The organism is Deinococcus ficus, assembly GCF_003444775.1.
GTDB lineage: Bacteria > Deinococcota > Deinococci > Deinococcales > Deinococcaceae > Deinococcus > Deinococcus ficus.
Genome location: NZ_CP021081.1, coordinates 2,268,679 through 2,292,788, shown reverse-complemented (window position 1 = coordinate 2,292,788; position 24,110 = coordinate 2,268,679). Strand labels below are relative to the sequence as shown.

General features: G+C 72.6%; 23 protein-coding genes, 1 tRNA gene and 1 riboswitch. Of the genes, 14 read left to right on the top strand and 10 right to left on the bottom strand.

The genetic code is table 11. The annotated features are described in order from the left end of the window. Positions 1-6 precede the first annotated feature (6 nt). Complete coding sequence (locus DFI_RS11155; RefSeq protein WP_027463154.1) at positions 7-444, top strand: response regulator; 438 nt, start codon at positions 7-9, stop codon at positions 442-444. A gap of 8 nt (positions 445-452) precedes the next feature. Here the strand turns inward: DFI_RS11155 and DFI_RS11150 are convergent, their stop codons facing one another. Beyond that, on the bottom strand, positions 453-1,952 hold the full coding sequence (locus DFI_RS11150) for an amidohydrolase (RefSeq protein WP_027463153.1): 1,500 nt from the start codon (positions 1,950-1,952) through the stop codon (positions 453-455). Positions 1,953-2,079: 127 nt separating this feature from the next. After that, positions 2,080-2,592 carry a hypothetical protein gene (locus DFI_RS11145; protein WP_022801237.1) on the bottom strand — a complete coding sequence of 171 codons (513 nt, stop codon included), beginning with the start codon at positions 2,590-2,592 and terminating at the stop codon, positions 2,080-2,082. A gap of 75 nt (positions 2,593-2,667) precedes the next feature. On the opposite strand from DFI_RS11145, the gene DFI_RS11140 reads away from it, so the two are divergent. Next, positions 2,668-4,416, top strand: coding sequence for an outer membrane protein assembly factor BamB family protein (locus tag DFI_RS11140; RefSeq protein ID WP_051307838.1), 1,749 nt, complete (start codon positions 2,668-2,670; stop codon positions 4,414-4,416). 42 nt (positions 4,417-4,458) lie between these two features. On the opposite strand, the gene DFI_RS11135 is transcribed toward DFI_RS11140, so the two are convergent. Then, a tRNA-Ala gene (locus tag DFI_RS11135) sits at positions 4,459-4,534 on the bottom strand. Between the two features lie 132 nt (positions 4,535-4,666). On the opposite strand from DFI_RS11135, the gene DFI_RS11130 reads away from it, so the two are divergent. The 3 genes from DFI_RS11130 to trhA all read left to right on the top strand — a co-directional run bounded on the left by DFI_RS11130 (position 4,667) and on the right by trhA (position 7,523). After that, complete coding sequence (locus tag DFI_RS11130; protein WP_027463150.1) at positions 4,667-5,134, top strand: hypothetical protein; 468 nt, start codon at positions 4,667-4,669, stop codon at positions 5,132-5,134. 144 nt (positions 5,135-5,278) lie between these two features. Continuing rightward, positions 5,279-6,790, top strand: coding sequence for an IMP dehydrogenase (guaB, locus tag DFI_RS11125; RefSeq protein ID WP_022801240.1), 1,512 nt, complete (start codon positions 5,279-5,281; stop codon positions 6,788-6,790). A gap of 100 nt (positions 6,791-6,890) precedes the next feature. Then, entirely contained in the window at positions 6,891-7,523 is a 633-nt protein-coding gene (trhA, locus tag DFI_RS11120; protein ID WP_027463149.1) for a PAQR family membrane homeostasis protein TrhA, read from the top strand. Between the two features lie 66 nt (positions 7,524-7,589). Here the strand turns inward: trhA and DFI_RS11115 are convergent, their stop codons facing one another. From DFI_RS11115 to DFI_RS11095, 5 genes are read right to left on the bottom strand one after another with little or no spacing between them, the layout of a single operon-like run. Beyond that, positions 7,590-8,234: a site-2 protease family protein gene (locus DFI_RS11115; RefSeq protein WP_022801242.1), complete on the bottom strand. Its 645-nt coding sequence runs from the start codon at positions 8,232-8,234 to the stop codon at positions 7,590-7,592. 23 nt (positions 8,235-8,257) lie between these two features. Beyond that, positions 8,258-9,370, bottom strand: a complete 1,113-nt coding sequence (locus DFI_RS11110; protein WP_027463148.1) for a tRNA nucleotidyltransferase/poly(A) polymerase family protein — start codon at positions 9,368-9,370, stop codon at positions 8,258-8,260. Next, the gene (locus DFI_RS11105; protein WP_043778227.1) at positions 9,367-10,638 is read right to left on the bottom strand and encodes a S1C family serine protease; all 1,272 of its coding nucleotides are present in this window, start codon (positions 10,636-10,638) and stop codon (positions 9,367-9,369) included. Before DFI_RS11105 ends, DFI_RS11110 begins: the two co-directional genes overlap by 4 nt. A 51-nt stretch (positions 10,639-10,689) precedes the next feature. Then, positions 10,690-11,478, bottom strand: coding sequence for a polysaccharide deacetylase family protein (locus DFI_RS11100; RefSeq protein WP_244940267.1), 789 nt, complete (start codon positions 11,476-11,478; stop codon positions 10,690-10,692). A gap of 1 nt (position 11,479) precedes the next feature. Beyond that, positions 11,480-12,772, bottom strand: a complete 1,293-nt coding sequence (locus DFI_RS11095) for an MFS transporter (RefSeq protein ID WP_043778223.1) — start codon at positions 12,770-12,772, stop codon at positions 11,480-11,482. A gap of 75 nt (positions 12,773-12,847) precedes the next feature. On the opposite strand from DFI_RS11095, the gene DFI_RS11090 reads away from it, so the two are divergent. After that, positions 12,848-13,585: a glycosyltransferase family 2 protein gene (locus DFI_RS11090; RefSeq protein WP_051307836.1), complete on the top strand. Its 738-nt coding sequence runs from the start codon at positions 12,848-12,850 to the stop codon at positions 13,583-13,585. Here DFI_RS11090 and DFI_RS11085 read toward each other — a convergent pair. Next, a complete protein-coding gene (locus DFI_RS11085) occupies positions 13,485-14,711 on the bottom strand; it encodes a glycosyltransferase (protein ID WP_081425860.1) in 1,227 nt (408 codons plus the stop codon). The two genes, DFI_RS11090 and DFI_RS11085, sit on opposite strands and share 101 nt — an antisense overlap. Before the next feature lie 123 nt (positions 14,712-14,834). On the opposite strand from DFI_RS11085, the gene DFI_RS11080 reads away from it, so the two are divergent. Beyond that, on the top strand, positions 14,835-15,878 hold the full coding sequence (locus tag DFI_RS11080) for a YkoP family protein (protein ID WP_051307832.1): 1,044 nt from the start codon (positions 14,835-14,837) through the stop codon (positions 15,876-15,878). Between the two features lie 64 nt (positions 15,879-15,942). Next, positions 15,943-16,968: a nucleotidyltransferase domain-containing protein gene (locus DFI_RS11075; protein WP_043778220.1), complete on the top strand. Its 1,026-nt coding sequence runs from the start codon at positions 15,943-15,945 to the stop codon at positions 16,966-16,968. Positions 16,969-16,981: 13 nt separating this feature from the next. Here the strand turns inward: DFI_RS11075 and DFI_RS11070 are convergent, their stop codons facing one another. After that, positions 16,982-17,914, bottom strand: a complete 933-nt coding sequence (locus DFI_RS11070; protein ID WP_027463142.1) for an Hsp33 family molecular chaperone HslO — start codon at positions 17,912-17,914, stop codon at positions 16,982-16,984. Positions 17,915-18,191: 277 nt separating this feature from the next. On the opposite strand from DFI_RS11070, the gene DFI_RS11065 reads away from it, so the two are divergent. The 6 genes from DFI_RS11065 to DFI_RS11040 all read left to right on the top strand — a co-directional run bounded on the left by DFI_RS11065 (position 18,192) and on the right by DFI_RS11040 (position 24,053). Then, on the top strand, positions 18,192-20,012 hold the full coding sequence (locus DFI_RS11065; RefSeq protein WP_027463141.1) for an ABC transporter substrate-binding protein: 1,821 nt from the start codon (positions 18,192-18,194) through the stop codon (positions 20,010-20,012). Between the two features lie 60 nt (positions 20,013-20,072). Further along, a complete protein-coding gene (gene xseB, locus DFI_RS11060) occupies positions 20,073-20,321 on the top strand; it encodes an exodeoxyribonuclease VII small subunit (RefSeq protein WP_027463140.1) in 249 nt (82 codons plus the stop codon). Positions 20,322-20,399: 78 nt separating this feature from the next. Then, complete coding sequence (locus tag DFI_RS11055; protein WP_051307830.1) at positions 20,400-21,053, top strand: lysophospholipid acyltransferase family protein; 654 nt, start codon at positions 20,400-20,402, stop codon at positions 21,051-21,053. A gap of 44 nt (positions 21,054-21,097) precedes the next feature. Further along, positions 21,098-21,173: riboswitch (adenosylcobalamin-variant (AdoCbl-variant) riboswitch) on the top strand. A gap of 163 nt (positions 21,174-21,336) precedes the next feature. After that, the gene (locus DFI_RS11050; protein ID WP_027463138.1) at positions 21,337-22,218 is read left to right on the top strand and encodes an ABC transporter substrate-binding protein; all 882 of its coding nucleotides are present in this window, start codon (positions 21,337-21,339) and stop codon (positions 22,216-22,218) included. Positions 22,219-22,306: 88 nt separating this feature from the next. Further along, positions 22,307-23,266, top strand: a complete 960-nt coding sequence (locus tag DFI_RS11045) for an iron chelate uptake ABC transporter family permease subunit (RefSeq protein ID WP_162145421.1) — start codon at positions 22,307-22,309, stop codon at positions 23,264-23,266. After that, the gene (locus DFI_RS11040; protein WP_027463136.1) at positions 23,259-24,053 is read left to right on the top strand and encodes an ABC transporter ATP-binding protein; all 795 of its coding nucleotides are present in this window, start codon (positions 23,259-23,261) and stop codon (positions 24,051-24,053) included. The genes DFI_RS11045 and DFI_RS11040 overlap by 8 nt, the downstream gene beginning before the upstream one ends. The last annotated feature ends 57 nt before the right edge of the window (positions 24,054-24,110 follow it).

Sequence of the window (24,110 nt, the reverse complement as noted above, 5' to 3'; positions counted from 1 at the left end):
GCGGGCATGACTTCCGTTCCCGTCCGCCCCCTGCAGCCGGCCCGGCCGGTGACGCTGCTGCTGGTCGAGCCGGACCCCCTGCAGCGTCAGCTGCTGGGCAAGGCCCTGGGCCGGGCGGCGAGCGGTCCCGCCCTCATCTGCGAGAGCGGTGAGGAGGCCCTGGCGCACCTGGACGGCGCGCGGGGCCCGCACCTGGTGGTCAGCACGCCGCAGCTGCCGGACATGGACACCGTGACCTTCCTCGCCCAGCTGCGCGGCCATCCCCTCACGCGGGGCCTGCCCGTCACCGTGTGGGGCCGGCGCAGCGAACGCTCGGCCGTGCCGGGCGGCGTGCTGCTGGGGTCGTTCGCGCGCTGGGTGGACCGCGGCGAGACGCTCGGCGACTACCTGGCCGGGCTGCATGCCCTGCTGGACACCGGCACCCGGCCCCCGCTGTCCGCTTAAGGGCCGGGTCAGGGCACCAGCGCCTGCGCCTGACCGCCCAGTTCGTCCCACAGCGTGAACGCCGCCCGCGCCCCGGGCCGGATCCAGCCCTCATCCTCCCACCCGGCCGCGATGGCGGGGCCTCTCGTGTGGGCCCACAGCACCTCCTCGGGCGTCAGGGCCTCGTCCGGGGCGAGCGGCTGCCCGTCCTGCCCGAGGCGGGTGATGGCCGCGCGGAAGTTCGCCTGGGGAATGGGCGGGGCGACCGGGGCGTCCGACCCGAAGGCCAGCACTGCCCCGGCCGCCTGGAGGCTCCGGAAGGCGTAACTGCCGGCCTCCAGGTGCGGCAGCAGGTCCCGGATCATGGGCGCGTCACCGATCAGGTGGATGGGCTGCACGCTGGCGGTCAGGCCGTCGAAGCGCGGCAGATCCGCAGCGCGCAGGTGCTGGGCATGCTCGACGCGCAGGCGCTTGCCGCGCTGCCGGGCCAGGGCCCGCAGGTCGTCGTAGGCGTTCAGGACCTCGGTGTTCGCGCGGTCCCCGATGGCGTGCGTGACCGGGATCAGGCCCAGTTCCAGCGCCTGCCGCCCCCGCTCGCGGATCACCTCGGGCGTGTCGATGGCGATGCCGGTGCCGCTGCCGTCCGCGAAGCCCGGGTCGTGCAGCCACGCCGTGCGGCTCCCCAGGGCGCCGTCCGCGAAGAACTTCACGCCGCCCCACGCGAACATGCCCCCCGCCCCGGGCCCCAGCCCCAGCGAGCGGGCGTGGTCCAGCGCGTCGTGCGGCAGGCAGGCCCACACCCGCAGCGGCAGTTCTCCCCGGTCGGCCAGCGTCTGCAGCGCCCAGGGCGCGCCGGGTTCCTCGAAGGCCATGGTGTGCGCGCTCACGTACCCGCGGGCGTGCAGGTCGGCGCTGCCGGCGCGGGCGGCGTCCAGCCACTGCGCGGGCGTGCGCGCCGGCATCACGCGCGTGACCTGCTCGATGGCGCTGGCCTCCAGCAGCGTGCCCAGCGGGTGCACGATCTGCCCGCCTTCGGGCTGCGGCGTGGCCTCGGTGATGCCCGCCAGCCGCAGCGCCAGGCTGTTCGCCCACAGCAGGTGGTGATCGCGGGAATGCAGGATCACCGGGTGGTGCGGGCTCACGGAGTCCAGGTCGGCGGCGGTGGGGTAGCGGCCCAGGCCCAGTTCACTGGTCAGGAACCCGCCGCCCTCGATCCACTCGCCGGCCGGGGTGCGGGCGGCGCGGTCGGCTACGCGGCGCAGCACTTCCAGCGCGCCCGTCACGCCCTGAAGGTCCACCTGACCCAGCGAGGCGCCGTACATCACGAGGTGAATATGCGCGTCGGCCAGCCCGGGCGTGAGCAGCAGGTCGCGGTGGTCCAGCACCTCCGCCCGGGGCGCCAGGGCCTGCAGGTCCTCGCGCGTGCCGCAGGCCAGCACCCGCCCCCCGCCGACGAGCACGGCCTGCACGTCCGGCTGTTCGGGGTTCAGGGTGAGGGTGCGGGCCAGGATCAGCGTGAGTGGGGACATGCCCGGAGGGTAGAGCACTTGGCCCGCAGGCGGGCGTTCCTGCCCTGACCAGGGCCGGGTACCTTCATGAACTCATGAAAAACCAAAAACCCCGGCCTCGCGGGCCGGGGTTCGGGAACGGGGAAGATCAGAGGCGGGCGGCGATGGCCTGCAGGCTGGCGGTGTTGGCCCAGCTCATGCCCTTGTCCACGTAGGTCTTGGCCATGGCCTTGTCACCGCGCTGCAGCGCGATGTAGGCCAGCTTGGCGGCGCTGAGCGCGGCCCACTGCTTCTCCTGGTCGTTCAGGTCGCCCAGGCGGCTCCAGGCGTTGTACGCGTTGATCCACCACTGGGTCTTGGTGTACAGCTGCGCCAGGTAGGCGGCGTAGTCGCGGTTGGCGGCTTCCTGGGTGGACGCGTAGTAGGCGTGGTCCACGGAGGCCTTCCACAGCGTGCGGTCGTAGAACGCCACGGGGTAGGCCACGTCCGCCTGCACCGCGTACTCCTGCGCCTTGGCGTAGTTGTCGCTGGCGCTCATGGTCGCCGGGACGTTCACGGGCTCCGCGGTGGTCACGGTGGTCGTGGTGGTGGTCGTGGTGGTGTCCTGCGCAGCGGCCAGGCCCGTCAGCGCGAACGCGGTCAGCATGAGAATCTTCTTCATAACGAAACGCATCTTAGGCGTTACCGTGACGCGTGATTACACCCGTAAAGAGAGCTTAAAGGAGTTCATAAACAAATGAAAAAACTCACCCATTTACCACGTTGGACCCTTCTGCTTACTTCTCTCGCGGCCGTCACGCCGGCGGCCGCGCAGACCGCGGCGCCAGCGGCCTCGGCGGCCCCGGCGCAGTTCATCGCCCCCAAGATCGACTGGACCCGCGAACTCAAGGTCATGTCCGGTGTCACCATCGCCGACAACGGCGATCTCATCTACCTGGGCTCCGACAGCCGCATCCGCCGCACCGACGCCCAGGGCAAGGAAAAATGGACCTACGCCGCCGGGGACATCGGCCGCGCCAACCCGGTCGTCACGCCGCAGGGCAGCGTGCTGGCCGCCTCCTACGACGACCACGTGTACCTGCTCGACCCGAACGGCAAGCTCCAGTGGAAACTCAAACTCGACGGCGACATCTACGCCAGCCCTGCGCTACGCCTTGACGGAAGCTTCATCGTCGGCACCGCCGGCGGCAGCGTCTACGCCCTATCCGCCGACGGCAAGGTCCTGTGGCAGTACAAGGTCGGCGCGCCCGTGTTCAGCAGCCCCGCCGTGGCCGCCGACGGCACCATCTACTTCGGCGCGCAGAACAACCGCATGCACGCCCTCACCCCCGACGGCACCCTGAAATGGGCGTACGCCGCCGGCTCCCTGGTGTTCAGCAGCCCCGCCATCGGCCGGGAAGGCGGCATCTACTTCGGGTCCAGCGACCGCAAGATCCACGCCCTGAACCCCGATGGCACCCTGAAATGGACCGTGCCCACCGGCCTCTTCGTGAACGCCAGCCCCATCGTGACCAGCACCGACCTCGTGGTCGTCGGCAGTTACGACGGCAAGGTGTACGCCGTGAACACCACCGGCGAGAACGAATGGGTGTACACGGCGGGCGCGCCCATCGCCGGGGCCGCCGCCGAACTCAGCGACGGCACCATCCTGATCCCGGACCTGAGCGGCACCGTGCACGCCATCGGCAAGGCCGGGCAGCGCCTCTGGACCATCCAGACCGGCAAGAAGATCGACACGGCCATCGCCGTGAGCGACGCCGGCACGGTGTACTTCACCACCGAGGGCGGCGCCCTGAACGCCCTGCAGAAACAGCGTCCCCTGGCCGTGGGGCCCTGGACGACCTTCCACGCCCTGCCCAGCAGCTGGGGTCGCGCCCTGAGCGCCAACGACCTGCAGGCCCGCACGGCCGCCCGCCGCGCCGCCGCGACCGCCGCCATCGCCGCCCTGAAACCCGCCCCGGGCAGCACGCCGGCACCCACCCCCACGCCGGTGCGGCCGCCCACCGCCACCACGCCCCCGGCCGGCACGCCGCCCGCCGGCACGGCCCCGGGAGGTACCGGGCCCGTCGCCACCACCCCGGCCACCCCGGTCCGGCCACCCGTGACCACCCCCACGGCCCCCGCCACCCCCACCCGCACGCCGGAGGAAGCGGCGCGGCTGGCCGGCGGCGGCGCCCGCGCGGTGGGCCGCACCGTGTATCTCCCGCTGGCCGAGACGGCGCAGGCGCTGGACATGGCCGTGAAGGTCCTGAGCCCCCGGCAGGCGACCGTGACAGTGCTGGGCAGCCCGGTGCTGGTGTCCACCGTGACGCTGGACGGCCGGGCGTACCTGCCGTTGTCGGGGCTGGCGCGCCTGCCGGGCGTGACCGTCAAGACCGACCCGGCCGCCGGGACCGTCAACGTGACCCGGCTGGCCCGCACCCGCAGCTTCCCCGTGAACTTCGGGAAGGCGGTCTCGCTGGAAGTGATGCGCACCACGTACTGAGGGACCAAGAAGAACACCCGCCGATCAGGCGGGTGTTTTTTCTGGTGGAGTCAAGGGGGATCGAACCCCTGACCTCGTCATTGCGAACGACGCGCTCTCCCAGCTGAGCTATGACCCCACAGGCCAGTCGTGCACCTGAAATCAGGCGAGGCAAAATCTAGCATGTGGTCCGGCGCGCTGCAAGGCGGGGGCCGGGGCGCCCCGGTCAACCTGGCGTGCATGCCCCCGGGCTGAAGCCTAGAGTGAAGATATGATGAACTTTCTTCGGAACGCGGCCCTGACCGCCCTCCTCGCCGCCGGCACCTCCGCGGGCGCGGCCAGCTACATCGGCCTGTACTCCCCGCTGATCGGCGTGCAGTACCAGCAGGACCTGGACCCCCAGAGCGCCCTGCGGTTCGGCGCCGGCCTGCCCCTGGGCTCGGTGGGCGGCGAGTCCAGCAGCTTCCTGCTCTCCGGCGACGCCGCGTACCTGTACCGCCTGACCGCCGGCACGAGTTCGTACGTGCCCTACCTGGGCGCTGGCCTGGGCCTGACCGCCTTTACGGGCACGAACACCACCCTGATCTTCAACGCGGGCGTCCTGCTGGGGCTGGAGTACCACTTCACGGACCGGCTGAACACCGCCTACGAGTTCGGATTCGGGCCGGCCTGGAGCCCCGAGAGCCCGACCGTGCTCTTCGCGCCGTCCTTCCGGGTGGGCCTGAACTACCGCCTGTAAGGTGCACAGGTGCGGGCCGCCCCGGATCGCAGGGTCTGGGGCGGCCCGCACCTGTTTCCCCCGGGTGTCCCGGATGCGTGAATGCGGCGGCATTCCCCTGCACATCACGGCGCGCTCCCGGAGGCGCCCGGTACCATGAAGGGCATGACTGCGCCCACGCACCCTGCCCCGACCGGCGGCCCGGACAGCCTCCCGGACCGCTTCGCCTACAAGTTCGGCCAGGAGGGCATCACCTTCGACGACGTGCTGCTCCAGCCCCGGCACTCCCAGGTGCTGCCGCACGAGGTGAGCGTGCAGGCGCAGCTCACCCGCCGCGTGCGCCTGAACATCCCCTTCGTGTCCGCCGCGATGGACACCGTCACCGAGACGAACATGGCGGTCGCCATGGCCCGCGAGGGCGGCATCGGCGTGATCCACAAGAACATGCCCATCGACGCGCAGGCCGAGATGGTCCGCAAGGTCAAACGCAGCGAGAGCGGCATGATCGTGGACCCCATCACCCTGCCCCCGCACGCCACCGTCGGGGACGCCGACCGCCTGATGGCCGAGTACCGCATCAGCGGCGTGCCTGTCACCGACCCCTCCGGCAAGCTGCTGGGCATCATCACCAACCGCGACATGCGCTTCGTGGACGACCTCAACCTCCCGGTGGGTGAGGTCATGACCCGCGAGCACCTTGTGACCGTGCCGGTGGGCACCACCCTGGACGAGGCGCACGAGATCTTCAAACGCAACCGCATCGAGAAGCTGCTCGTCACGGACGAGGGCGGCCTGCTGCGCGGCCTGATCACCATCAAGGACCTCACCAAGCGCGTGAAGTACCCCAACGCCGCCAAGGACAGCCTGGGCCGCCTGCGGGTCGCGGCCGCCATCGGCGTGAGCGCCGACCTGATGGACCGCGCCGGGGCGCTCGTGCAGGCGGGCGTGGACGTGCTCGTGCTGGACAGCGCGCACGGCCACAGCCAGGGCATCCTGAACGCCCTGGCGCGCGTGAAGGAGCAGTTCGACGTGGACGTCATTGCCGGGAACGTCGCCACCGCCGCCGGCACCCGCGACCTGATCCTGGCCGGCGCGGACGCCGTGAAGGTCGGCATCGGCCCGGGCAGCATCTGCACCACCCGCGTCGTGACCGGCGTGGGCGTCCCCCAGATCACCGCCATCTTCAATGCCAGCAGCGTGGCCCTGGAGCACGGCATTCCCGTCATCGCCGACGGCGGCATCAAACAGACCGGCGACGTGCCCAAGGCCATCGCCGCGGGCGCCAGCGTCGTCATGATGGGCAGCATGCTGGCCGGCACCGACGAGGCGCCCGGCGAGACCATCCTGCGCGACGGCCGCCGCTACAAGAGCTACCGCGGCATGGGGTCCCTGGGCGCCATGGACCAGGGCAGCGCCGACCGCTACTTCCAGAGCGGCAGCCGCAAGTTCGTGCCCGAAGGCATCGAGGGCATCGTGGCCTACAAGGGCACCGCCGGCGAGGTCATCTACCAGTTCGTGGGCGGCCTGAAAAGCAGCATGGGGTACTGCGGCGCGCCCGACCTGGACACCCTGCGCCGCGACGCACAGTTCGTGCGCATCACGGGCGCCAGCCTGATCGAAAGCCACCCGCACGGCGTGACCATCACCAAGGCCGCGCCCAACTACGGCGGCCGGTAATTCACACCGCATGAACAGGGGAGAGGCCGCGCGCCTCTCCCCGCCGTTTGATGGCGTTCCAGTTCCCAGTTCCGGCCGCCCGCGCCCCTTACCCTGAGGCATGACCGCCCACCTGCGCGAACCCGTGAACGCCCTGACCCACTGGGCCGGGGTGCTCGCCGCGCTGCTGCTGCTGGGCCCGCTGCTCGCCTGGGCGCACGCCCGGACCCTGCCGCTGTGGCCGTTCGCGGTGTTCGGCGTGAGCATGCTGCTGCTGTACGCCGCCAGCGCCACCTACCACTCCCTGCACGTGACCGGCCGGGCCCTGCTGTGGCTGCGCAAACTCGACCACGCCGCCATCTTCCTGCTGATCGCCGGGAGTTACACCCCGGTCGCGTACTTCGGCCTGAGCGGCGCGTGGCGCACCGGGGTGCTGGGCCTGGTGTGGGGCATCGCCCTGAGCGGCATCCTGCTCAAGCTCCTGACCATGCGCCTGCCCCGCTGGGTCAGCACCGCCCTGTACCTGGGCATGGGCTGGCTGGCTGTGGCGTTCCTGCCGCAACTGGCGCGCACCCTGCCCACGGCCGCGCTGATGTGGCTCGCCGCCGGCGGCGTGCTGTACACCGCCGGGGCGGTCGTGTACGGCACGAAACGCTGGAACCCCCACCCCCGCTTCGGGTTCCACGAGATCTGGCACCTGTTCGTGCTGGCCGGCACCGCCGCCCACGCGGTCATGATGTTCCACCTCGTCTGAGTTCCTTTCTCTTGAACGCGAACGGGCCGGGAGGCGACCCCCGGCCCGTTCTGATGACCCCCTGCTTCAGAAGATCAGGCGCAGCACCCACTCCTGCACGCTGCCCAGCAGCCGGCCGATCGGCTCGCGGCCCAGCAGGATCACGCCCATCACCAGCAGGAAACTGAACGGCTGCGCCTCGAACTGCGCCAGGCTGCGGCCCAGGCTGGGCACCAGCCCGCCCACGATGCGGCTGCCGTCCAGCAACGGAATCGGAATCAGGTTGAACACGGCCAGCACGATGTTGATCGAGAGCACCGTGAACAGCACCGTCCCCAGCGTCTTCAGGGCCAGGGGGTTGCCGGCCCCGTCGAAGGCGAGCAGCGCCTCGATGGGCAGGAGCTTCATGATCAGGGCGCACAGCGCCGCGATCAGCACGTTGCTGAGCGGCCCGGCCGCCGCCACGCCCACCATGCCCCAGCGGCCCACGCGGCTGCCGCTCACCGGCACCGGCTTGGCGAACCCGAACCCCGCGAACAGCAGCAGCAGCGCCCCGAAGGGATCCAGGTGCTTGGCGGGGTTCAGCGTCACCCGCCCGAAGGCGCGGGGCGTGGGGTCCCCCAGGCGGTCGGCGGTCAGCGCGTGCGCGAACTCGTGCACGGTCAGGGACAGGATCAGTGCCAGGGCCGTGATCACGAAAGCGGTCGGGTCACGGCTGAGGAGATCTAACATCGGCCCATACTACCCGCCGCCCGTCAGCGCTCCTGTAAGTACCGCTCCAGGGCGGCGCGCTCGTCCTCGCGGCTGCGCAGCCCGCCCCCGCGGCGCAGGGCCGCCAGGTGCGCCAGCACCTCCCCCACCTGCGGGCCCGGCGGCACGCCACGCGCCACGACGTCCCGGCCGGTCAGCGGCGGGTACGCGTCCGGGCGCAGCAGCGCCCGCAGGAGGACTTCCGGGCTGTCCGGCGGGTGGAACGAGTCGGAGAGGGCGCGGTCCAGGAGCGCGCCCGGGCGGTCCCCCAGGCCCAGCCGCTCCGCGAGGGCCGCCGGGTCCGGGCCGGCCGAGAGCGCCGCCGCCGCGTACGCGGTCCAGGGCACCTCGGCCCCTGCGTCCCGCCGAGCGTCCAGGGCGGCCAGCAGCGCCGTGCCCGGCAGCAGCCCAGCCCCCCAGGCCTCCAGCACCCCCGCGGCGCCGCCCGGGCGGGGTTCCTGCAACAGCAGCTTCAGTTCCGCCCACAGCCGCGGCGTGGCGCCGGCCATGCCCAGCGCGTCCGGCACCTGCGCCAGCAACTCCGGGCTGGCGCTCAGGGTCAGCCGGGCCGCGAGGCGCGCCGCGCGGATCAGACGGCTGGCGTCTTCGAACAGGGACCGCCCGTGCAGGGGCCTCAGGACCCGCGCCTCCAGGTCCGCCCGGCCGCCGCTCACGTCCAGCAGCGCTCCCGGCCCGTCCGGCGTGACCGTCAGTGCCAGGGCGTTCAGGGTGAAGTCCCGCCGCCGCAGGTCGTCCTCCAGCGTGCCGGGCTCCGGCACCGGGTTGCGGCCCGGCACCGGGTAGGTTTCCCGCCGGGCCCGCACGAGATCCACGCCGCGCCCGTCCGGCAGCGTCACGGTCGCGTTCTGGAAGGCCGGGTGGAACGTGAACGGCAGGCCCGTGGCCCGCGCCACCGCCTCCACGTCCGCGCCGTCCAGCACGACGTCCAGGTCCACGCCCGGGGTTTGGCGGTCCGGGCGGGCGCCGCCCAGCAGCGCGTCCCGCACCGCGCCGCCCACCAGCGCCACCCGCGCGCCCGGCCCCGCGTGCGCCGCCAGGGCACGCAGCCAGTCCCGGTCCCCGGGCTCCAGCGCCGCCCAGACGGCAGCGGCCGTCACTGGAAGGCGCGGGCGCTCAGCGTCACCCGGACCTGCTGAGGCTCACCCTGCCCGCCTCGCCGGATACCCAGCGTCACCGTGTCCCCCTCCTGCTTGCCCAGCAGCACGGCCTGCACGTCCTCCAGCGCATCCACCGGCTGCCCGTCGGCACTGACGATCACGTCCCCGCCCAGCGTGATGCGCCCGCCCGGAAAGGCCCGCGTCTCCCGCCCGCCCTTCAGGCCCGCCTCGGCTGCCGGGCTGCCCGGCTCCACGCGGCCCAGCAGCAGCCCCGAGTCCGGCAGGCCCAGGTCCGCCAGGGCGGCGCTGCTCAGCACGCTCAGGCCGGCCGGCAGGTCCCCGCCGCGCGTGCGGATCACCAGGCCCGGCTCGAGGCCCAGCGTGGGCGCCAGCACCAGCCCGCCGCCCGCTGCCTGCAGCCGCGGCAGCAGGTTTCTCGCCGCGTTGATCGGAATGGCGAAGCCCACCCCGGCGCTCTGCGCGGCGCCCGCCTGCCCGCTGGGGGAGTAGATCTGCGTGTTGATGCCGATCACGTTCCCGCCGCTGTCGAGCAGCGGTCCCCCGCTGTTGCCTGGATTGATCGCCGCGTCGGTCTGAATGGCCTTCTGCGTGATGCCCTGCCCGCCCGCGCTGAACCCCATCGGCACCTGCCGCGCGGTGCTGCTCACGATGCCCTCGGTGACGCTGAATTCCAGCCCGAACGGCGCGCCCATCGCCACGGCCTTCTGCCCCACCTTCAGCGCGTCGCTGTTGCCCAGCGGAATCGGCCGGATCCACTTTTTGTCCAGGTTCACCGGGCGGATCAGGGCCAGGTCGTACTGCGGCGCCAGACCGATCACCCGCGCCGGCACCGCCTGCGCCTGTCCCATCACGCGCACCGTGATCGAATCGGCCGCGCCCACCCCGTTCTCCGCGGCGACCACGTGGTAGTTCGTGAGGATGTCGCCCTGCGCGTTCACGAAAAAGCCGCTGCCCACGCCCTGCTGCACCTCGGTCTGGGGGCCCTCGCCGAACATCCAGCCCATCGGGTCGGCCCGCACCACCTGATTGGCCGTGCTGATAAACACCAGCCCCGGCTCGTACCGGCTGACGATGTCCATGGTGTTCTGCTCGTTCTGCAGCCGCGCCGCCGCCTCCCGGGCCGGCGCGGAGGCCGACGGGGGCGCACCCGCGCCGCCCAGCGGCACCTGGTCCCGCAGCAGCGTGGCCCCCAGGCCCAGACCCAGCAGGACGAGCGTGATCGCGACAGCAGGACGGGGCGCAGCCATGCCCGGATTATGCCCCGCCCGGCCCGGGGCTTCTGGAACGCGCGCCGGGCCTCAGCGGCCGTAACTGCGCGGCAGCCGCCGCAGGCCCGCCCGCAGCCCGATGCGCCGCATGGGCAGTTCGTCCGCCCGCACTGCCCGCAGGCCCCGCGCCGCCAGCCCGGCCAGCAGTTCGTCCAGCAGCGCGGGCGTCACCGCCGGCCCGTCGTGCAGCAGGATCACGCTGCCCGGCTGCACCTGCGCCAGCACCGCCCGCGCCAGCGCGCCCGGCTCCCCGGCCGTCCAGTCGCGGCCCTCCACGTCCCACAGCGCCACCTGCCGCTCCAGCAGCGCAGCGAACAGCCGCGTGAAGGGACTGTGCCCCCCGTACGGCGGGCGGTACTGCCACGGCCCCGCCTCCCGCGCCCGCGGGTGCCACGCCACCTGCGCCCACTCCCGCCACGGCCACAGCGTCAGCGCGTGCCGGTGCCAGCGCCCGTGCGCCTCCAGCCCATGCCCCGCCTCGCGGATCAGCTGAAAGGCCGCCGCGTTCGCCTGAACGGCCGGGCGGGTCACGTAGAAGGTCGCCCCCGCTCCGTGCCGCGCCAGCACCGCCAGCAGCTCCGGCGTGCGCTCACTCGGCCCGTCGTCGAAGGTCACCGCCACCCGGTTCCCCGCCCGGTCCCCGGGACCCAGCGCGCCCCACCCGGCCCCGCGGCCCAGCACCTCGCCCGCCAGGACGCCGCCCACCGTCAGGCCGGCTGCTCCCTGCGCCGCCCGCACCAGCAGCCGGCGCCACGGCACGCGCTGCAGCCAGGGCCCCATCAGCCGCGCGGCCACGCGCACCGGAGCGGGCAGGCGCATCTCAGTCCGCCTGGCCCGCCCCGGGGCCCGGTACCGCCTCGGACGCCACCCCACCGGAGGTGCGGGCCGCGATCAGGTGCGGCGTCTGGAAGTGCCGGCGGAACACCAGGTACCCCGCGGCCGTGAGCAGCGCCAGCACCCCCGCCAGTCCGAACGGGCCGCCCGCCCCGGCCGCCTGCAGTGCCACGGCGCCCACCGCCGGCCCGCCGGCCTGCCCGGCGCTTTCCACGGTCATGATCACGCCCCACGCGGCCGGCCGCTGCGACTCGGGCAGCATCTGCGCGACCAGCGCCGCCCAGCCGGGCGTGAGGAACGCGTACCCCAGGCCCACCACCGGCGCGATCAGGAACAGCGCGGCCAGCGGCGGGTGCAGCAGGAAGCTCAGCATGCCCAGGCCCACCAGCAGGAACCCCACCGTCAGCGCCAGCTGCGCGCGGCCCCGGTCGGCGATCCGGCCGGTGAAGGGCATGCTGGCAAACGCCACCACGCCGCCCACCACCAGCACCGCGACGAGTTGCCACAGTTCCAGCCCGAAATCCCCCATCACGCGGATGATGTACGCGCCCGCCAGGGACTGCGTGAGGGTCTGCATCAGCGCGGCCGGCAGCAGGGGCAGCAGCGCCGGCATCAGGGCCTTCTGCAGCCGGGGCCGGCCGGGGACAGGGTCGGTGCCGCCGGTCGTCTGGATCAGGCGGCGCAGCGGCAGGAGCAGGGTCAGTGCCAGCGCCAGCCCACCTAGACTGACGCTGGTCAGTAGGGGCACCGTGTCGCTGTTTTTCGCCACCAGGGCGTACGTGAAGGTCCCCAGCGCACTCAGCGGCATCACCGACGTGCTCACGACCGTCAGCACCCGGCCCTCGTACCCGGGTTTCGCCGCGTCCGCCGTGAGATTCATCGCAGCCGGCCAGAACGGCGAGAATCCGATGCCGTGCAGCGCCGCGATCAGCAGGATCATCCATGCACTCTTCGCCACCAGCAGCAGACTCAGCGCCGCCAGGCACAGCACCGCCCCGGCCATCACCACCTTGCGCGGCCCGTGACGCTGCAGCAGCAGCCCCGCCGGGCCGCGCATCAGGGTGTCGGCGACCAGGTGCGTCGTCCAGGCCAGGCCGCCCACCGCCGCCGGCAGGTGGAACATGTGGTTCTTCGCGTCGATGAACGGAATCAGGTACCCGGAGTACAGGCCGCTGCGCACGAATTCCGCGCAGCCCAGGGTGATGAACGCCGCCAGGATGGCCGGCGCCGTGCCCGGTTTCAGCGGAACGCGGTCGTGAAGGGAACGCGGGGCGGACATGCCCCCCAACCTACACGCTGCGCTCCCCGGCATGCGCTGATCTGCTTCGCGGCCCGCCTGCTACGCTGGGCGGACATGCCCGAGTTCACGGTCGTCATTCCCGCCCGCAACGAGGCGAAGTACCTGCCCACTACCCTGCGCGCGCTGGAACGGCAGACCCGCGGTCCGGCGCAGGTGATCGTGGTGGACAACGGCAGCCGCGACGACACCGCCGCCGTCGCCCGCGCCTGGGGCGCCCAGGTGCTGCCCTGCCCGGACCGCGGCGTGGCCCGCGCCCGGCAGCTGGGCCTGGACGCCGCCCACACCGACTGGGTGGCGACCACCGACGCGGACTCCACGCCCGTGCCCGAGTGGCTGGAGCGACTGGACGCCGCCGCGCCGGGCCGGGTGGGCCTGTACGGCCCGATGCGCTTTTCCGGGGTGTCCCCAGCGCTGGTGAAGCTCTCGGAGGTCAGTTACAGCGCGTTCCTGCACGTGTGCCGGGTGCTGGACAAACCGAACCTGGGCGGCGCGAACATGGCGTACTCGCGCCGCGCCGCGCAGCTGGCCGGCGGGTACCCGCTGGACGTGGAGGCGTACGAGGACGTCATCCTGGGGCAGGCCCTGGCGCGCCTGGGCGACGTGGCGTACGTGCCGGGCGCGCTGGTGGAGACCAGCGGCCGGCGCCTGGATCAGGGCCTGGTGCCGTTCCTGCTGCAGCAGTACCGGAACATCACGGGAAGGACGCGAGGCTACTTCGGGGATGACCGCGTTCCGGAGCCGGCTCCCGGTCCCGCGGGGGACCGTCCGGACCCGGCCCGGGATTCCGGCTGATCTGCGACACCGGGATGCGCAGCGCCCGCGCGTAGACCTCCAGCACCTGCTGCGCCACGCCCTGCGGGGTGGTGGTGCCGCCGAAGCGGCGCGCCTCGGCGGACATGCGCGCGTAGAGAACAGGGTCGTCCAGCAGCGCGCGGGTGTGCCGCACCAGGGCCGGCACGTCGCCCGGGGCGACGAGGTGCCCGCTCACGCCGTCGTGCACGCCGGTCAGGGTGCCGCGCGCCCCGACCGCCACGACCGGCAGGCCCATCAGCTGCGCCTCCTGCAGCACCAGGCCCTGCGTCTCGGTGACGCTGGCGAACACGAACACCTCCGCGTGCCGGTAGTACCCGCCGATTTCCCGCCAGGGCTTCACGCCCAGGAAGGTCACGCGGTCCGCCACGCCCAGCGCGCGGGCGTGCGCTTCCAGCGCGTCGCGTTCCGGGCCCTCGCCCAGCACGCACAGGTGCGCGTCCGGCAGGGCCGGCAGGGTGTCCAGCACCAGATCGAAGCGTTTCTCGCGCGCCAGCCGGCCCACCGTGATCAGGCGCCGGCACCCGGCCGGCCAGGGGCTGGGGACGTCCGGGGCGCTTTCCAGCACGCGGGGGTCCACGCTGGTGGGAATGACCACCGCGCGCTTGACCTGCATGGCGTTCAGGACGTCCATCATGCCGACCGTTGGGGTGATGACCGTGTCGGCCGTGCCGTACATCAGGGAGGCGGCGCGGGTCACGATGCCGGTCTTCTGCTGCACGCTCGCCAGGCCCGGCACGTAGTGCGCGTACGCCTCCAGGTGCGTGTGGTACGTCGCCACCTGCGGAATGCGCCACTTGCGGGCCAGCCGCATCCCGGCCAGGCCCAGCGTGAGGGGCGTGTGCGTGTGGATCAGGTCGTAGCGGCAGTCGAAGTCCCGGCGGCTGGGCCACGCGAGGCGGTAGGTGGGCAGGAACAGGTACTGCACGCTGCTCACGCGCCGCACGTCCTCGCGGGTTTCCACGTGCTCCGGGAAGTCCGGCGCGACCACCTCGACCTGATGCCCCTGGGCCTTCAGCTCGTCGCTCAGCAGGGACACGCTGGTCACGATGCCGTTGTGGTCGGGCAGGTACGTGTCGGTGAACAGCCCGATCCGCAGGGACCGCAGGGTCATGCGGGCACTCCGGGACGGGCGGGTCGGGGCAGGGGTCGGCGCATCGCTCACGCGAGGATACGACGCCGGACATGAGAGCGGAGCAGGAACCCGGCCCGGCCCGGGTACAGTGCGGGCATGCCCGCGTCCCCTGCGTCTCCCGGCCCGGCCGCCCACCTTCCCGACACCGCGCTGCGCGCCCTGCTGCGTGCCGGGGCGTTCGGGGCGTGGCACGGCGGGCACCCCGGCCGGCCGGAGTTGGGCCTGACCGTGCCGGTCGGGTCGGGCGCCGAGTGGAGCACGGCCCTGGCGGCCCTGGGGGACGCGGGCGTGCAGGCCACGCTGCTGGTCCCGGCCAGCCTGGACGCGGATCTGCGCGCCGCCACCCGCGCCGGACATGAACTGGCCGGCGCGGGCACGCCCAGGCACGTCACCCGCCTGGAGGCGGCGGCGGGGCAGGCGGTCACGGCCTGGGACGCGGCCGGGCTTGGCCCCGCGGACGTGCGGCGCCTCGCCGGGCTGGGCCTGCACCCGCTGCCCCTCCCGGCCCGCCGGGCCGAGCCGGGCCAAGTGCTGCGCGTGCCGCCGTCCGAGCTGGCGGCCACGCTGGGCCACCTGAAGGCCCTGGGGTTCCGGGCGGTGCCGGTGCGGGCCCTGCCGGAACTGCGGCCGGGGACGCCCCGCGACCTGCTGAGCCACCTGTACCAGCGGGTGGTGGAGGACCGTTACGCCGAGCGCTCGGCGCTGATCGACCTGTCGGGCCGGTACGACGCGGTGATGAAGGTCGCGCCACTGGAGCACGCGCCGGACCCGCTGCCGCTGCCGCGGGCCACGCCCACCGCGGAACTGCACCTGAATTCGGCGCGGCTGGTGGGCCTCGCCTCGTTCAACCTGCTGGGCACGTACCGCGCCTACCAGCGCAGCCTGAAGGACGTGGCCCGCGCCCTGAAGGAAAGGCCCGAACTGCACGGCGCGCAGGCGGTGTTCGCGGTGACGCTCTTTCACGGGCCGCTGGAGAAGAGCGGCTTTCAGCTGCTAGACCTGCCGCCCGCCCGCGCGCGGCTGTACGGCCTGGGGTTCCGGCTGCTGAGAATGGCCTACGGCACCACCCGCACGCCCAGCGAGGGCACCCCGAAGATGGCGTGGCTGCCCCGCGACGAGTTCCTGAAGCGCTACGGCTGAGGGGGCCGGCCGGCAGGTCAGCTGGCCGATGCGCCGTTCCGGGCCCGCATGCTGAACTGAGGGGATGCCTACCCTCCCAGACCTGACTGCCGCTGCCGCCAACCTGCGCCTGCACCTGGGCGACTTCCATGCCCGGCACCGGGCGGACGGCGTGTTCCACGTGGCGCCGGGCGGGCCGGGCAGCGTGCCGGCCCTGGCGGACCTGGACGTCCCGGAACTGCACGTGGACCTGCTGCCCGAAACGCCGGACCCGGCCGCTCAGGCGGTGCTGCGCGCCCTCGGGTACGTGCCTGGGCCGGACGGCTGGGCGCACCCGGGCGGCTGGCGGCTCGTGTTTCCCGCGCATGACAGCGGCTGGCGGGCGCGGCAGCAGGCGCTGCGGGCCCTGCTGCGGGCCGACGCGGCCGCAGCCGCGCAGTACCGGCAGGTGTACCGCGCTGCCGGCCGCGAGGCCGCCGATCAGGCTCTGGAAGAGCCGGCCACGGCGCGGCACGCCGGGGTGGTCGGCTGGGCGCCCCTGGCCTTCGTGGCGGACGCCCTGCGTGGCCTGGAGGCGCCGTGGATGTTCGCGGCGGGCGGGGCAATGGACCTGCACCTGGGGCGCGTGACCCGCCCGCACGACGACCTGGACGTGGTGCTGCCCTACGAGGCGCAGGACGCCGTACGGGCGAATCTGCATGCCCGGGGCTGGCGTACCGACGCGGTCCTGGACGGGCAGTACGCCGTCTGGGACGCTCCGGTCGTTCCGCCGCACCATCAGGTGCATGCCCGCCACCCGGCGCTGCCGGACGTGCTGATGCTGGACCTGATGTTCACGGACCTGAGCGGCGGCACCTGGCATTACCGGCGGGACCCGGCGGTCACCCGGCCGCTGGCGGAGGTGCGGCGCGTGGACGGGCGGGGCTGGCCGTTCCTGGCGCCGGAGGTGGCGCTGCTGTTCAAGGCGGGGATGCCCGGGCGCCCCCCCCGCCCGAAGGACGAGGCGGACTTCCGGCGGGTGGCGCCCACGCTGGACCCGGTGGCCCGGGCATGGCTCAGAGGCGCCCTGGACCGCGTGGTTCCGGGGCACCCCTGGCAGGCCGCGCTCTAGGCACGGTGTGGGTTCAGGCGTTGGCGCGGGGCTGTTCGTCGTCCAGCGCGGCGATCTCCTCGGGGGAGAGGTGGTAGTGCTCGCCGCACCAGTGGCAGTGCACGCCCTGTCCGCCGGCGTTGATCATCTCCTGGCGCTCGTGCATGTCGAAGAACTTCAGGCTGTCCAGCGCCTTGTCGCGCGAGCAGCGGCAGGCGAAGGCGGCCTCCTGCGCGCTGGGGGCGAGCGTGAGGTCCAGGCCGTCGGTGATGGCGTGCATGGCTTCCATCAGGGTGCCGCGGCGCAGGTGGTCGGTGATCTGCCCGAAGGCGCGCACGTTGGCTTCCAGGCGGGCGAGGGTCTCGTCGGTCACGCCGGGCATGGCCTGGATCAGCAGGCCGCCGGCGCGGTGCACCCGCTCGCCTTCCTCGTACACGCCGAGCAGCACGGCGTTGGGGATCTGTTCGGACACGCCCAGGTAGGTGCTGACGTCCTCGGCGATCTCGCCGCTGGTGAGGTGAATGCTGCCGGTGTAGGGTTCCCCGTTGTCGAGCAGCCGCGTGACCGCGAGTTCCCCGTCGGTGCCGACCAGGCCGCTGACGTCCAGTTTGCCGTCGGTGTCGCGCAGCGGCAGGTCGGCGTGCGGGTGGCCCAGGTAGCCGCGGACCTGTCCGTTCACGCTGCCTTCCCCGACGATCAGGCCGGCGGGGCCGCCGCCGTCCACGCGGACGGTGACGCGGCTGTCGCTGCGTTTGCCGAGCACGGTGGCGAGCAGCGCGGCGGCGGTCATGGTGCGGCCCAGGGCGGCGGTGGCAGTCTTGCTGAGGTCGTGGCGGACGCGGGCGTCCTCGACCACGGCCGTGGAGTCCATGCCGACCAGCCGCAGGGTGTTGCCGGCGGCGGTGCCGCGCAGCAGGAAGGAACCGGGGCGGCTGGCCGGGTGGATGGGGGTCGTCGCGTCAGTCATTAGGAAACCTTACACGGGCGCACTCAAGGTCGGTGTGGGGGGCCTCTCAATCCTCATGCAGGTGCCAATGGGCAAATTTCACGATCTGGACTGATCCCTGCCTGAACGACCTTCTTGAAACCTTCATGCAGAGCCACGGGAGCCCTCATCCAGGGGGTCTAAGGTGAGCCACTGTTGTACCCCCGCGCGCCCCTCCCGATTCAGCCCTCTGCATTTTCCTGATGTTCCCGTTCCGGCCGGGCCCGCGACCCCCACCCCACCCCCCGGAGGACCCCGCATGATCCTGAACCGCAAACTCGGCGCCCTGGCGCTCACCACCCTGGCCCTGACCCTGGCCGCCTGCGACAAGAAGAGCAGCGACACGACCACCACGACCGAAGGCACGACCACCGGCAGCGAAAGCACCGGCACGGAAGGCACCGCCACCACCGGCAGCGGAAGCGGCGGCGGCACGCTGGTCATCCAGTCCAGCGCCGACGTGCCCACCCTGGACCCCGGCACCACGTACGACACCGCCAGCGGCGAGATCGTCGAGAACATCTACGAGACCCTGGTCACCTACAAAGGCAACAGCCTGCGTGAACTCGAACCCGTGCTCGCCACCGAATGGGAAGAGGGCGACGAGGGCAAGACCTACCGCTTCACCCTGCGTGAAGGCGTGAAGTTCCACAGCGGCAACGTCATGACCTGCGCCGACGCGGAGTACAGCTTCCGCCGCAACCTGGTCACCAACACCGGCAACAGCGGCAACTGGTTCATCGCCGAGAGCCTGCTCGGTACCGGCAGCAACGCCAAGGACGACCCCAGCGTCACCTGGGAGAAGATCAGCGGCGCCGTGAAGTGCGACGGCGAGACCCTGGTCTTCACCCTGCCCAAGGCCGACCCGGCCTTCCTGAGCAAGCTCGCGTACGTCGGCCAGAGCGTCGTGGACAGCGCGCACGCCAAGGAAGTCGGCGAGTGGGACGGCACCGAAGCCACCTGGAAGGACGCCGTGGGCGTGGACCTGGCCGGCAGCCCCCTGAACAACGACCCCAGCGGCACCGGCGCGTACAAGCTCGTCAAGCGTGACGCCAACAGCGTCGCCCTGACCGCCTTCACCGACTACTGGGGCGGCGAGCCCAACATCAAGAACGTCCTGCTCCAGAAGGTGCCCGAGCCCGCCACCCGCATCCAGGCCTTCCTGAAGGGCGACGCCGACTTCATCGAGACCGGCGGCCGGTCCATCATCGAGGACCAGCTGCGCGGCAAGCCCGGCGTGGCCGTCCTGGACGATCTGCCCGACACCACCGCCACCGCCCTGAGCATGAACCAGAACATCAAGGGTGACGCCATCGGCAGCGGCAAGCTGGACGGCAAGGGCATCCCTGCCAACTTCTTCAGCGACGTGAACGTCCGCAAGGCTTTCGTCGCCGCGTTCGACGTGCCTCTGTACATCAAGGAAGTGCAGCTGGACAAGGGCGCCCCCCGCAACTTCCTGCTGCCCGACAGCTTCCCCGGCTACGATGCCAGCCTGGAACCCGCGCAGTTCAGCCTGGACACCGCCAAGAGCGAATTCCAGAAGGCCTGGGGCGGTCAGGTCTGGGAGAACGGCTTCACGATGAACGTGACCTACCGCGCTGGCAGCGCCACCATGCAGACCGCCATGGAGATGCTGAAGAAGAACGTCGAGAGCCTGAACCCGAAGTTCAAGCTCAACGTGGTCGCCAAACCCTGGAGCGACATCATCGCCAACGCCGACAAGGGCGGCGAGCCGATGATCGTGACCAGCTGGGCGCCGGACTACGCCGACCCGGACAACTTCGTGCACACCTTCTACAGCTCCGAGGGCTACTACAACGGCCGCCTGAACGCCAAGGACGAGCAGATCGACGCCTGGATCAACGAGGCCCGCAGCACCACCGACACCGCCCGCCGCGACGAGCTGTACGCCCAGATCGCCCGCCGCGCGCAGGACCTCGCCTGGTACGTGATCTTCCCCAGCCCCGTCGGCGTGACCGTGCACCGCGACAACATCGGCGGCATCAGCGCCGAAAACTACAACCCCATGAGCAGCTTCAGCTTCGCCGGGACGTTCTGGAAGAACCTCACCAAGGGCTGAGCCCCCGCCCACCTTGCCCCTGCCCCTGTCGGCAGGGGCGTTTTTCATTACCATGACCGCATGACCCGCCCCGAGACCCTGCCCTACCGCGAGGCCTACGCCCGGCTGTCCCGCATCGCGCAGGAACTGGAGTCCGGCGAGGCCGACCTGGACCGCGTGCTGCCCCTGCTGGAAGAAGCCAGGGAGGCCTACGCCGCCTGCCGCGAACGCATCGAGGCGGTCCGCGCCGTGCTGGCCGGCGACTGGGCCGGGGCCGGTGACCTGCCTGGCCCCGCGGACCCGGACGACGAGGACGCCGGGGACGACTGAACCCGCCCCCGGCCGGGCGCGCTGCACCGCGTTCATGCCTGCGCCCGTCCCCGGAACCGGGCCGCTATGCTGCCGGGCATGAGTGAGCCGGCCCACCCGGACAGTCTGCCCACCCCGCCCCAGCGGCGCCCGGCGTCCGCGCCGGCCGGCGCGCCCCCCCGCGTGAACCCGGCCGTGTACCGGGCCGTGGTCACGCTGATGAACCTGCCCCTGTTCCTGCAGGGCCAGCACATGGACGTGCACGGCCGCGAGCACGTCCCGCCGCCGGGCACGCCGCTGGTCGTCGCGGCGAACCATGCGACCGCCCTGGACCCATTCATGGTCGCCCGCGCCCTCCCGCCGGGCCGGTACCTGCAGTTCATGGCGAAAGAGGAACTGTTCCTGCCGGTGGTCGGCGCCGTGATCCGGGCCGGCGGGTCCTTTCCGGTGGACCGGGACGGCAACGACGTGCACGCCATCCGCACCGCCGTGCGCATCCTGCAGGCGAACGGCACGGTCGGGATCTTCCCGCAGGGCACCCGCTCGAACACCGGCGGAATGCACGGCGGCGTGGCCCTGATCGCCGCGAAGGGCCGCGCGCCGATCCTGCCGGTGGGCCTCAGCCGCGACGGGCGGCGCTGGGTGATCCGCTTCGGGGAACCCATGACCGCCCGCGGCGGCATCAAGGCCGTCACCGAGGAACTCGGCACGCGGCTTTCCGCCCTGGCCCGCCCGGTCGGCACCCGCGCCTGAGAGAGTCACGGTCCCGCCGCGGCGGGGCGCGTATACTGCGCGGCGACGGGCGCTTCCGGGGAAGCTGGTGAAAATCCAGCACTGTCGCGCAACGGTGAAAGTCCGAACGCCGGGCCTGTCCACATCCCCGCCACCGGCGGGATGCGTGGCCTGACCTCTCGCGGACAGAGGATCGCCGGACGCGGCCCCCCGCCCCCACCGACGATGCACCCTCACCGCCCCCCGGGGCGGTTTTTCAGCGAAAGAACCCTGCGAACGTCAAGGGGCAGGCCAGGGAGATTCCATGTTCAACCCCCGCCCCACCCTGATCCTGGCCCTGAGCGGCCTGCTTGCCGGCGCCGCCCACGCCGCCCCCACCCGCTACCCCCTGACCGTCACCGACGACCTGGGCCGTAAGGTGACCGTGAAGGCCGAGCCCATGCGCGTGATCAGCGTGCTGCCCAGCAACACCGAGACCATCTGCGCCCTGGGCGCGTGCAGCAAGCTGATCGGTGTGGACACCTTCAGCGACTTCCCGGCGCAGGTCACGAAACTGCCCCGGGTGGGCGGGCTGTACGATCCCAACATCGAGGCGATCATCGCCCTGAAACCGGACCTGGTGGTCGTGAGCAAGTACGGCAAGCTGGCCGAGCCGCTGACCCGCGCCGGAATCAACGTGGTCGCCGTGAACCCCGAGTCCTACGACGACATCTTCACCAAGACCCTGCTGCTGGGCAAGATCCTGAACCGCCAGACGCAGGCGCAGCAGGTGATCACGACCGTGAAACGCGACGTGGCCCGCGTGGAGGTCCTGACCCGGAACGTCAAGAGCAAACCCCTCACGTACTTCGAGATCGACCCCAACCCGTACAGCATCGGCCCGAACTCCTTCATGGGCGTGCTGCTGACCAAGGCCGGCGCCCGCAACGTGATCCCGGCCGCGCTGGGCGACTTCCCGAAAGTGGACCCGGAACTGATCGTGAAGAGCAACCCCGCCCTGATCCTGGGCGTGGACCTCAGGACCGTGCAGGGCCGCCCCGGCTGGAAGGCCATCCAGGCCGTGAAGACCGGCCGGGTCGTGGAGATCCCCATGGACCTGAACACCGTTCTGGGCCGCCCCGGGCCGCGCATCGGGCAGGCGCTGCTGGGCCTGGCGAAGATCGTGCACCCCGAACTGTTCAAGTGACGTGCGCGACACCCCCCGCCTTCCGGACCTGACCGCCGTGCCCGCCCGCCCCGCCCCGTCCGCCCGTCCGGCGCTGGCCGCGTCGCGGCTGGCCCTGCTGCTGCTCCTGCTGGCCGCGGCGGTCGTGCTGGGCACCGGGCTGGGCAGCGTGCGCATTCCCCCGGCGGAGGTGCTGGGCGCCCTGTGGCGCGGCCTGACCGGCGCCGAACTGGCCGGGAACGACGTGATCGTGTGGCAGATCCGGCTGCCGCGCGTGGCGATGGGCGTGCTGGTCGGCGCGACCCTCAGCGTGTGCGGGGGGGCGTTCCAGGGCGTGTTCCGCAACCCGCTGGCCGACCCGTACCTGCTGGGCGTGGCGAGCGGCAGCGCCCTGGGCGCGACCGTGGGCCTCACCCTGGGCTGGCCGGCCCCCCTGATTCCGCTGCTGGCGCTGGTCACGGCGCTGGTCGCGGTGGCCGCCACCCTGATGCTCGCCCGGGAGGGCCGGCGGTTTCCCCCCACCCGCCTGATCCTGGCGGGCGTGGTGGTGGGCAGCGTGATGGGCGCGGCCACCACCGCCCTGATCCTGCGCGGCGAGGACCGCGCCCGGCAGGTGCTCGCCTACACCCTGGGCGACCTGAGCTTCAGCGGCTGGCGGGAGGTCCTGACCGTCCTGCCGTACGCGGGCCTGGGCTGCGCGGCGCTGCTGCTGCTCGCCCGGGCGCTGGACACCCTGCAACTCGGGGACCTGACCGCCCGCAGCCTGGGCGTCCCGGTGGAGCGCCTGCGGCTGATCGTGGTGGTGGCCGCCAGCCTCGCCACGGCCGGCGCGGTCGCGTACGTGGGCGTGATCGGCTTCGTGGGCCTCATCGTGCCGCACGTCGTCCGGCTCGCCTGGGGCAGCGCGCACCGCACGCTGCTGCCGGTCTCCGCGCTGCTGGGCGGCACGCTGCTGGTCTTCGCGGACCTGCTGGCCCGCACCACGCCGCTCTCGCAGGTGGGCATCGTGACCACCCTGCTGGGCGGCCCGTTCTTCCTGTACCTGCTGCGCCGGGGCCGGCATGACTGACGCCCCCGCACCGGGCCTGGAAACGCGGGACCTGTCCGCCCGCGCCGGCACCTCCCTGGCGTTGCGGGGCGTCACCGCGCACTTCCCGCCCGCCACCTTCAGCGCCGTGATCGGCCCGAACGGCGCCGGGAAAAGCACCCTGCTGCGCGCCCTGCTGGGCCTCACTGCCCCCGCTGGCGGCGAGGTCCGCCTGGACGGCCGGCCGCTGGCCGGGTGGCGCCGCGCCGAACGCTCCCGGGCGGTGGCGTACCTCGCGCAGACCGAACCCCTCCCGGAAAACGCCGGCGTGCGCGAGGTCGTCGCGCTGGGCCGCGGCGCCGGGGCGTGGCGCTGGGGCCTGATCCCCACCCACCCCTGGACCGAGGCCGACGAGGCCGCCGTCACCACCGCGCTGTCCCGCACCGACACCCTGCAGTTCGAGCACCGGCGCCTGTCGGAACTCTCCGGCGGGGAACGCCAGCGTGTGAGTCTCGCCCGCGCGCTGGCCGCCGAGCCCCGCTACCTGCTGCTGGACGAACCCACCAACCACCTCGACCTCGGGTACGCGCTGGACGTCATCCGGCACGTCCGCTGCGAGGTCGCCGGGGGCCTGGGCGTGGTGGCCGTGCTGCACGACCTGAACCTCGCCGCCCGCGCCGACCGCCTGCTGCTGCTGCACCAGGGCGAGGTGCTGGCCGACGGCCCGCCCGAGACGGTCCTGACGCCCGAGCACCTGTACGCCGCGTACGGCGTGCGCGTCAAGACCCTGCACGACGGCGGGCGGCTGGTCGTGGTGCCGGAGCACTGATGCCCGGCCCACCGGAACCCCGCCCCCGGACCGCCCGCCCCGGGCGCCGTACCCTGG

Coding starts and splice junctions, on each gene's coding strand:
- DFI_RS11040 (WP_027463136.1), top strand. CDS start 23,259: ATGACTGACGCCCCCGCACCGGGCCTGGAAACGCGGGACCTGTCCGCC.
- DFI_RS11070 (WP_027463142.1), bottom strand. CDS start 17,914: ATGACTGACGCGACGACCCCCATCCACCCGGCCAGCCGCCCCGGTTCC.
- DFI_RS11090 (WP_051307836.1), top strand. CDS start 12,848: ATGCCCGAGTTCACGGTCGTCATTCCCGCCCGCAACGAGGCGAAGTAC.
- DFI_RS11080 (WP_051307832.1), top strand. CDS start 14,835: ATGCCCGCGTCCCCTGCGTCTCCCGGCCCGGCCGCCCACCTTCCCGAC.
- trhA (WP_027463149.1), top strand. CDS start 6,891: ATGACCGCCCACCTGCGCGAACCCGTGAACGCCCTGACCCACTGGGCC.
- DFI_RS11140 (WP_051307838.1), top strand. CDS start 2,668: ATGAAAAAACTCACCCATTTACCACGTTGGACCCTTCTGCTTACTTCT.
- xseB (WP_027463140.1), top strand. CDS start 20,073: ATGACCCGCCCCGAGACCCTGCCCTACCGCGAGGCCTACGCCCGGCTG.
- DFI_RS11065 (WP_027463141.1), top strand. CDS start 18,192: ATGATCCTGAACCGCAAACTCGGCGCCCTGGCGCTCACCACCCTGGCC.
- DFI_RS11095 (WP_043778223.1), bottom strand. CDS start 12,772: ATGTCCGCCCCGCGTTCCCTTCACGACCGCGTTCCGCTGAAACCGGGC.
- guaB (WP_022801240.1), top strand. CDS start 5,279: ATGACTGCGCCCACGCACCCTGCCCCGACCGGCGGCCCGGACAGCCTC.
- DFI_RS11130 (WP_027463150.1), top strand. CDS start 4,667: ATGATGAACTTTCTTCGGAACGCGGCCCTGACCGCCCTCCTCGCCGCC.
- DFI_RS11075 (WP_043778220.1), top strand. CDS start 15,943: ATGCCTACCCTCCCAGACCTGACTGCCGCTGCCGCCAACCTGCGCCTG.
- DFI_RS11115 (WP_022801242.1), bottom strand. CDS start 8,234: ATGTTAGATCTCCTCAGCCGTGACCCGACCGCTTTCGTGATCACGGCC.
- DFI_RS11105 (WP_043778227.1), bottom strand. CDS start 10,638: ATGGCTGCGCCCCGTCCTGCTGTCGCGATCACGCTCGTCCTGCTGGGT.
- DFI_RS11145 (WP_022801237.1), bottom strand. CDS start 2,592: ATGAAGAAGATTCTCATGCTGACCGCGTTCGCGCTGACGGGCCTGGCC.
- DFI_RS11155 (WP_027463154.1), top strand. CDS start 7: ATGACTTCCGTTCCCGTCCGCCCCCTGCAGCCGGCCCGGCCGGTGACG.
- DFI_RS11100 (WP_244940267.1), bottom strand. CDS start 11,478: ATGCGCCTGCCCGCTCCGGTGCGCGTGGCCGCGCGGCTGATGGGGCCC.
- DFI_RS11050 (WP_027463138.1), top strand. CDS start 21,337: ATGTTCAACCCCCGCCCCACCCTGATCCTGGCCCTGAGCGGCCTGCTT.
- DFI_RS11055 (WP_051307830.1), top strand. CDS start 20,400: ATGAGTGAGCCGGCCCACCCGGACAGTCTGCCCACCCCGCCCCAGCGG.
- DFI_RS11150 (WP_027463153.1), bottom strand. CDS start 1,952: ATGTCCCCACTCACGCTGATCCTGGCCCGCACCCTCACCCTGAACCCC.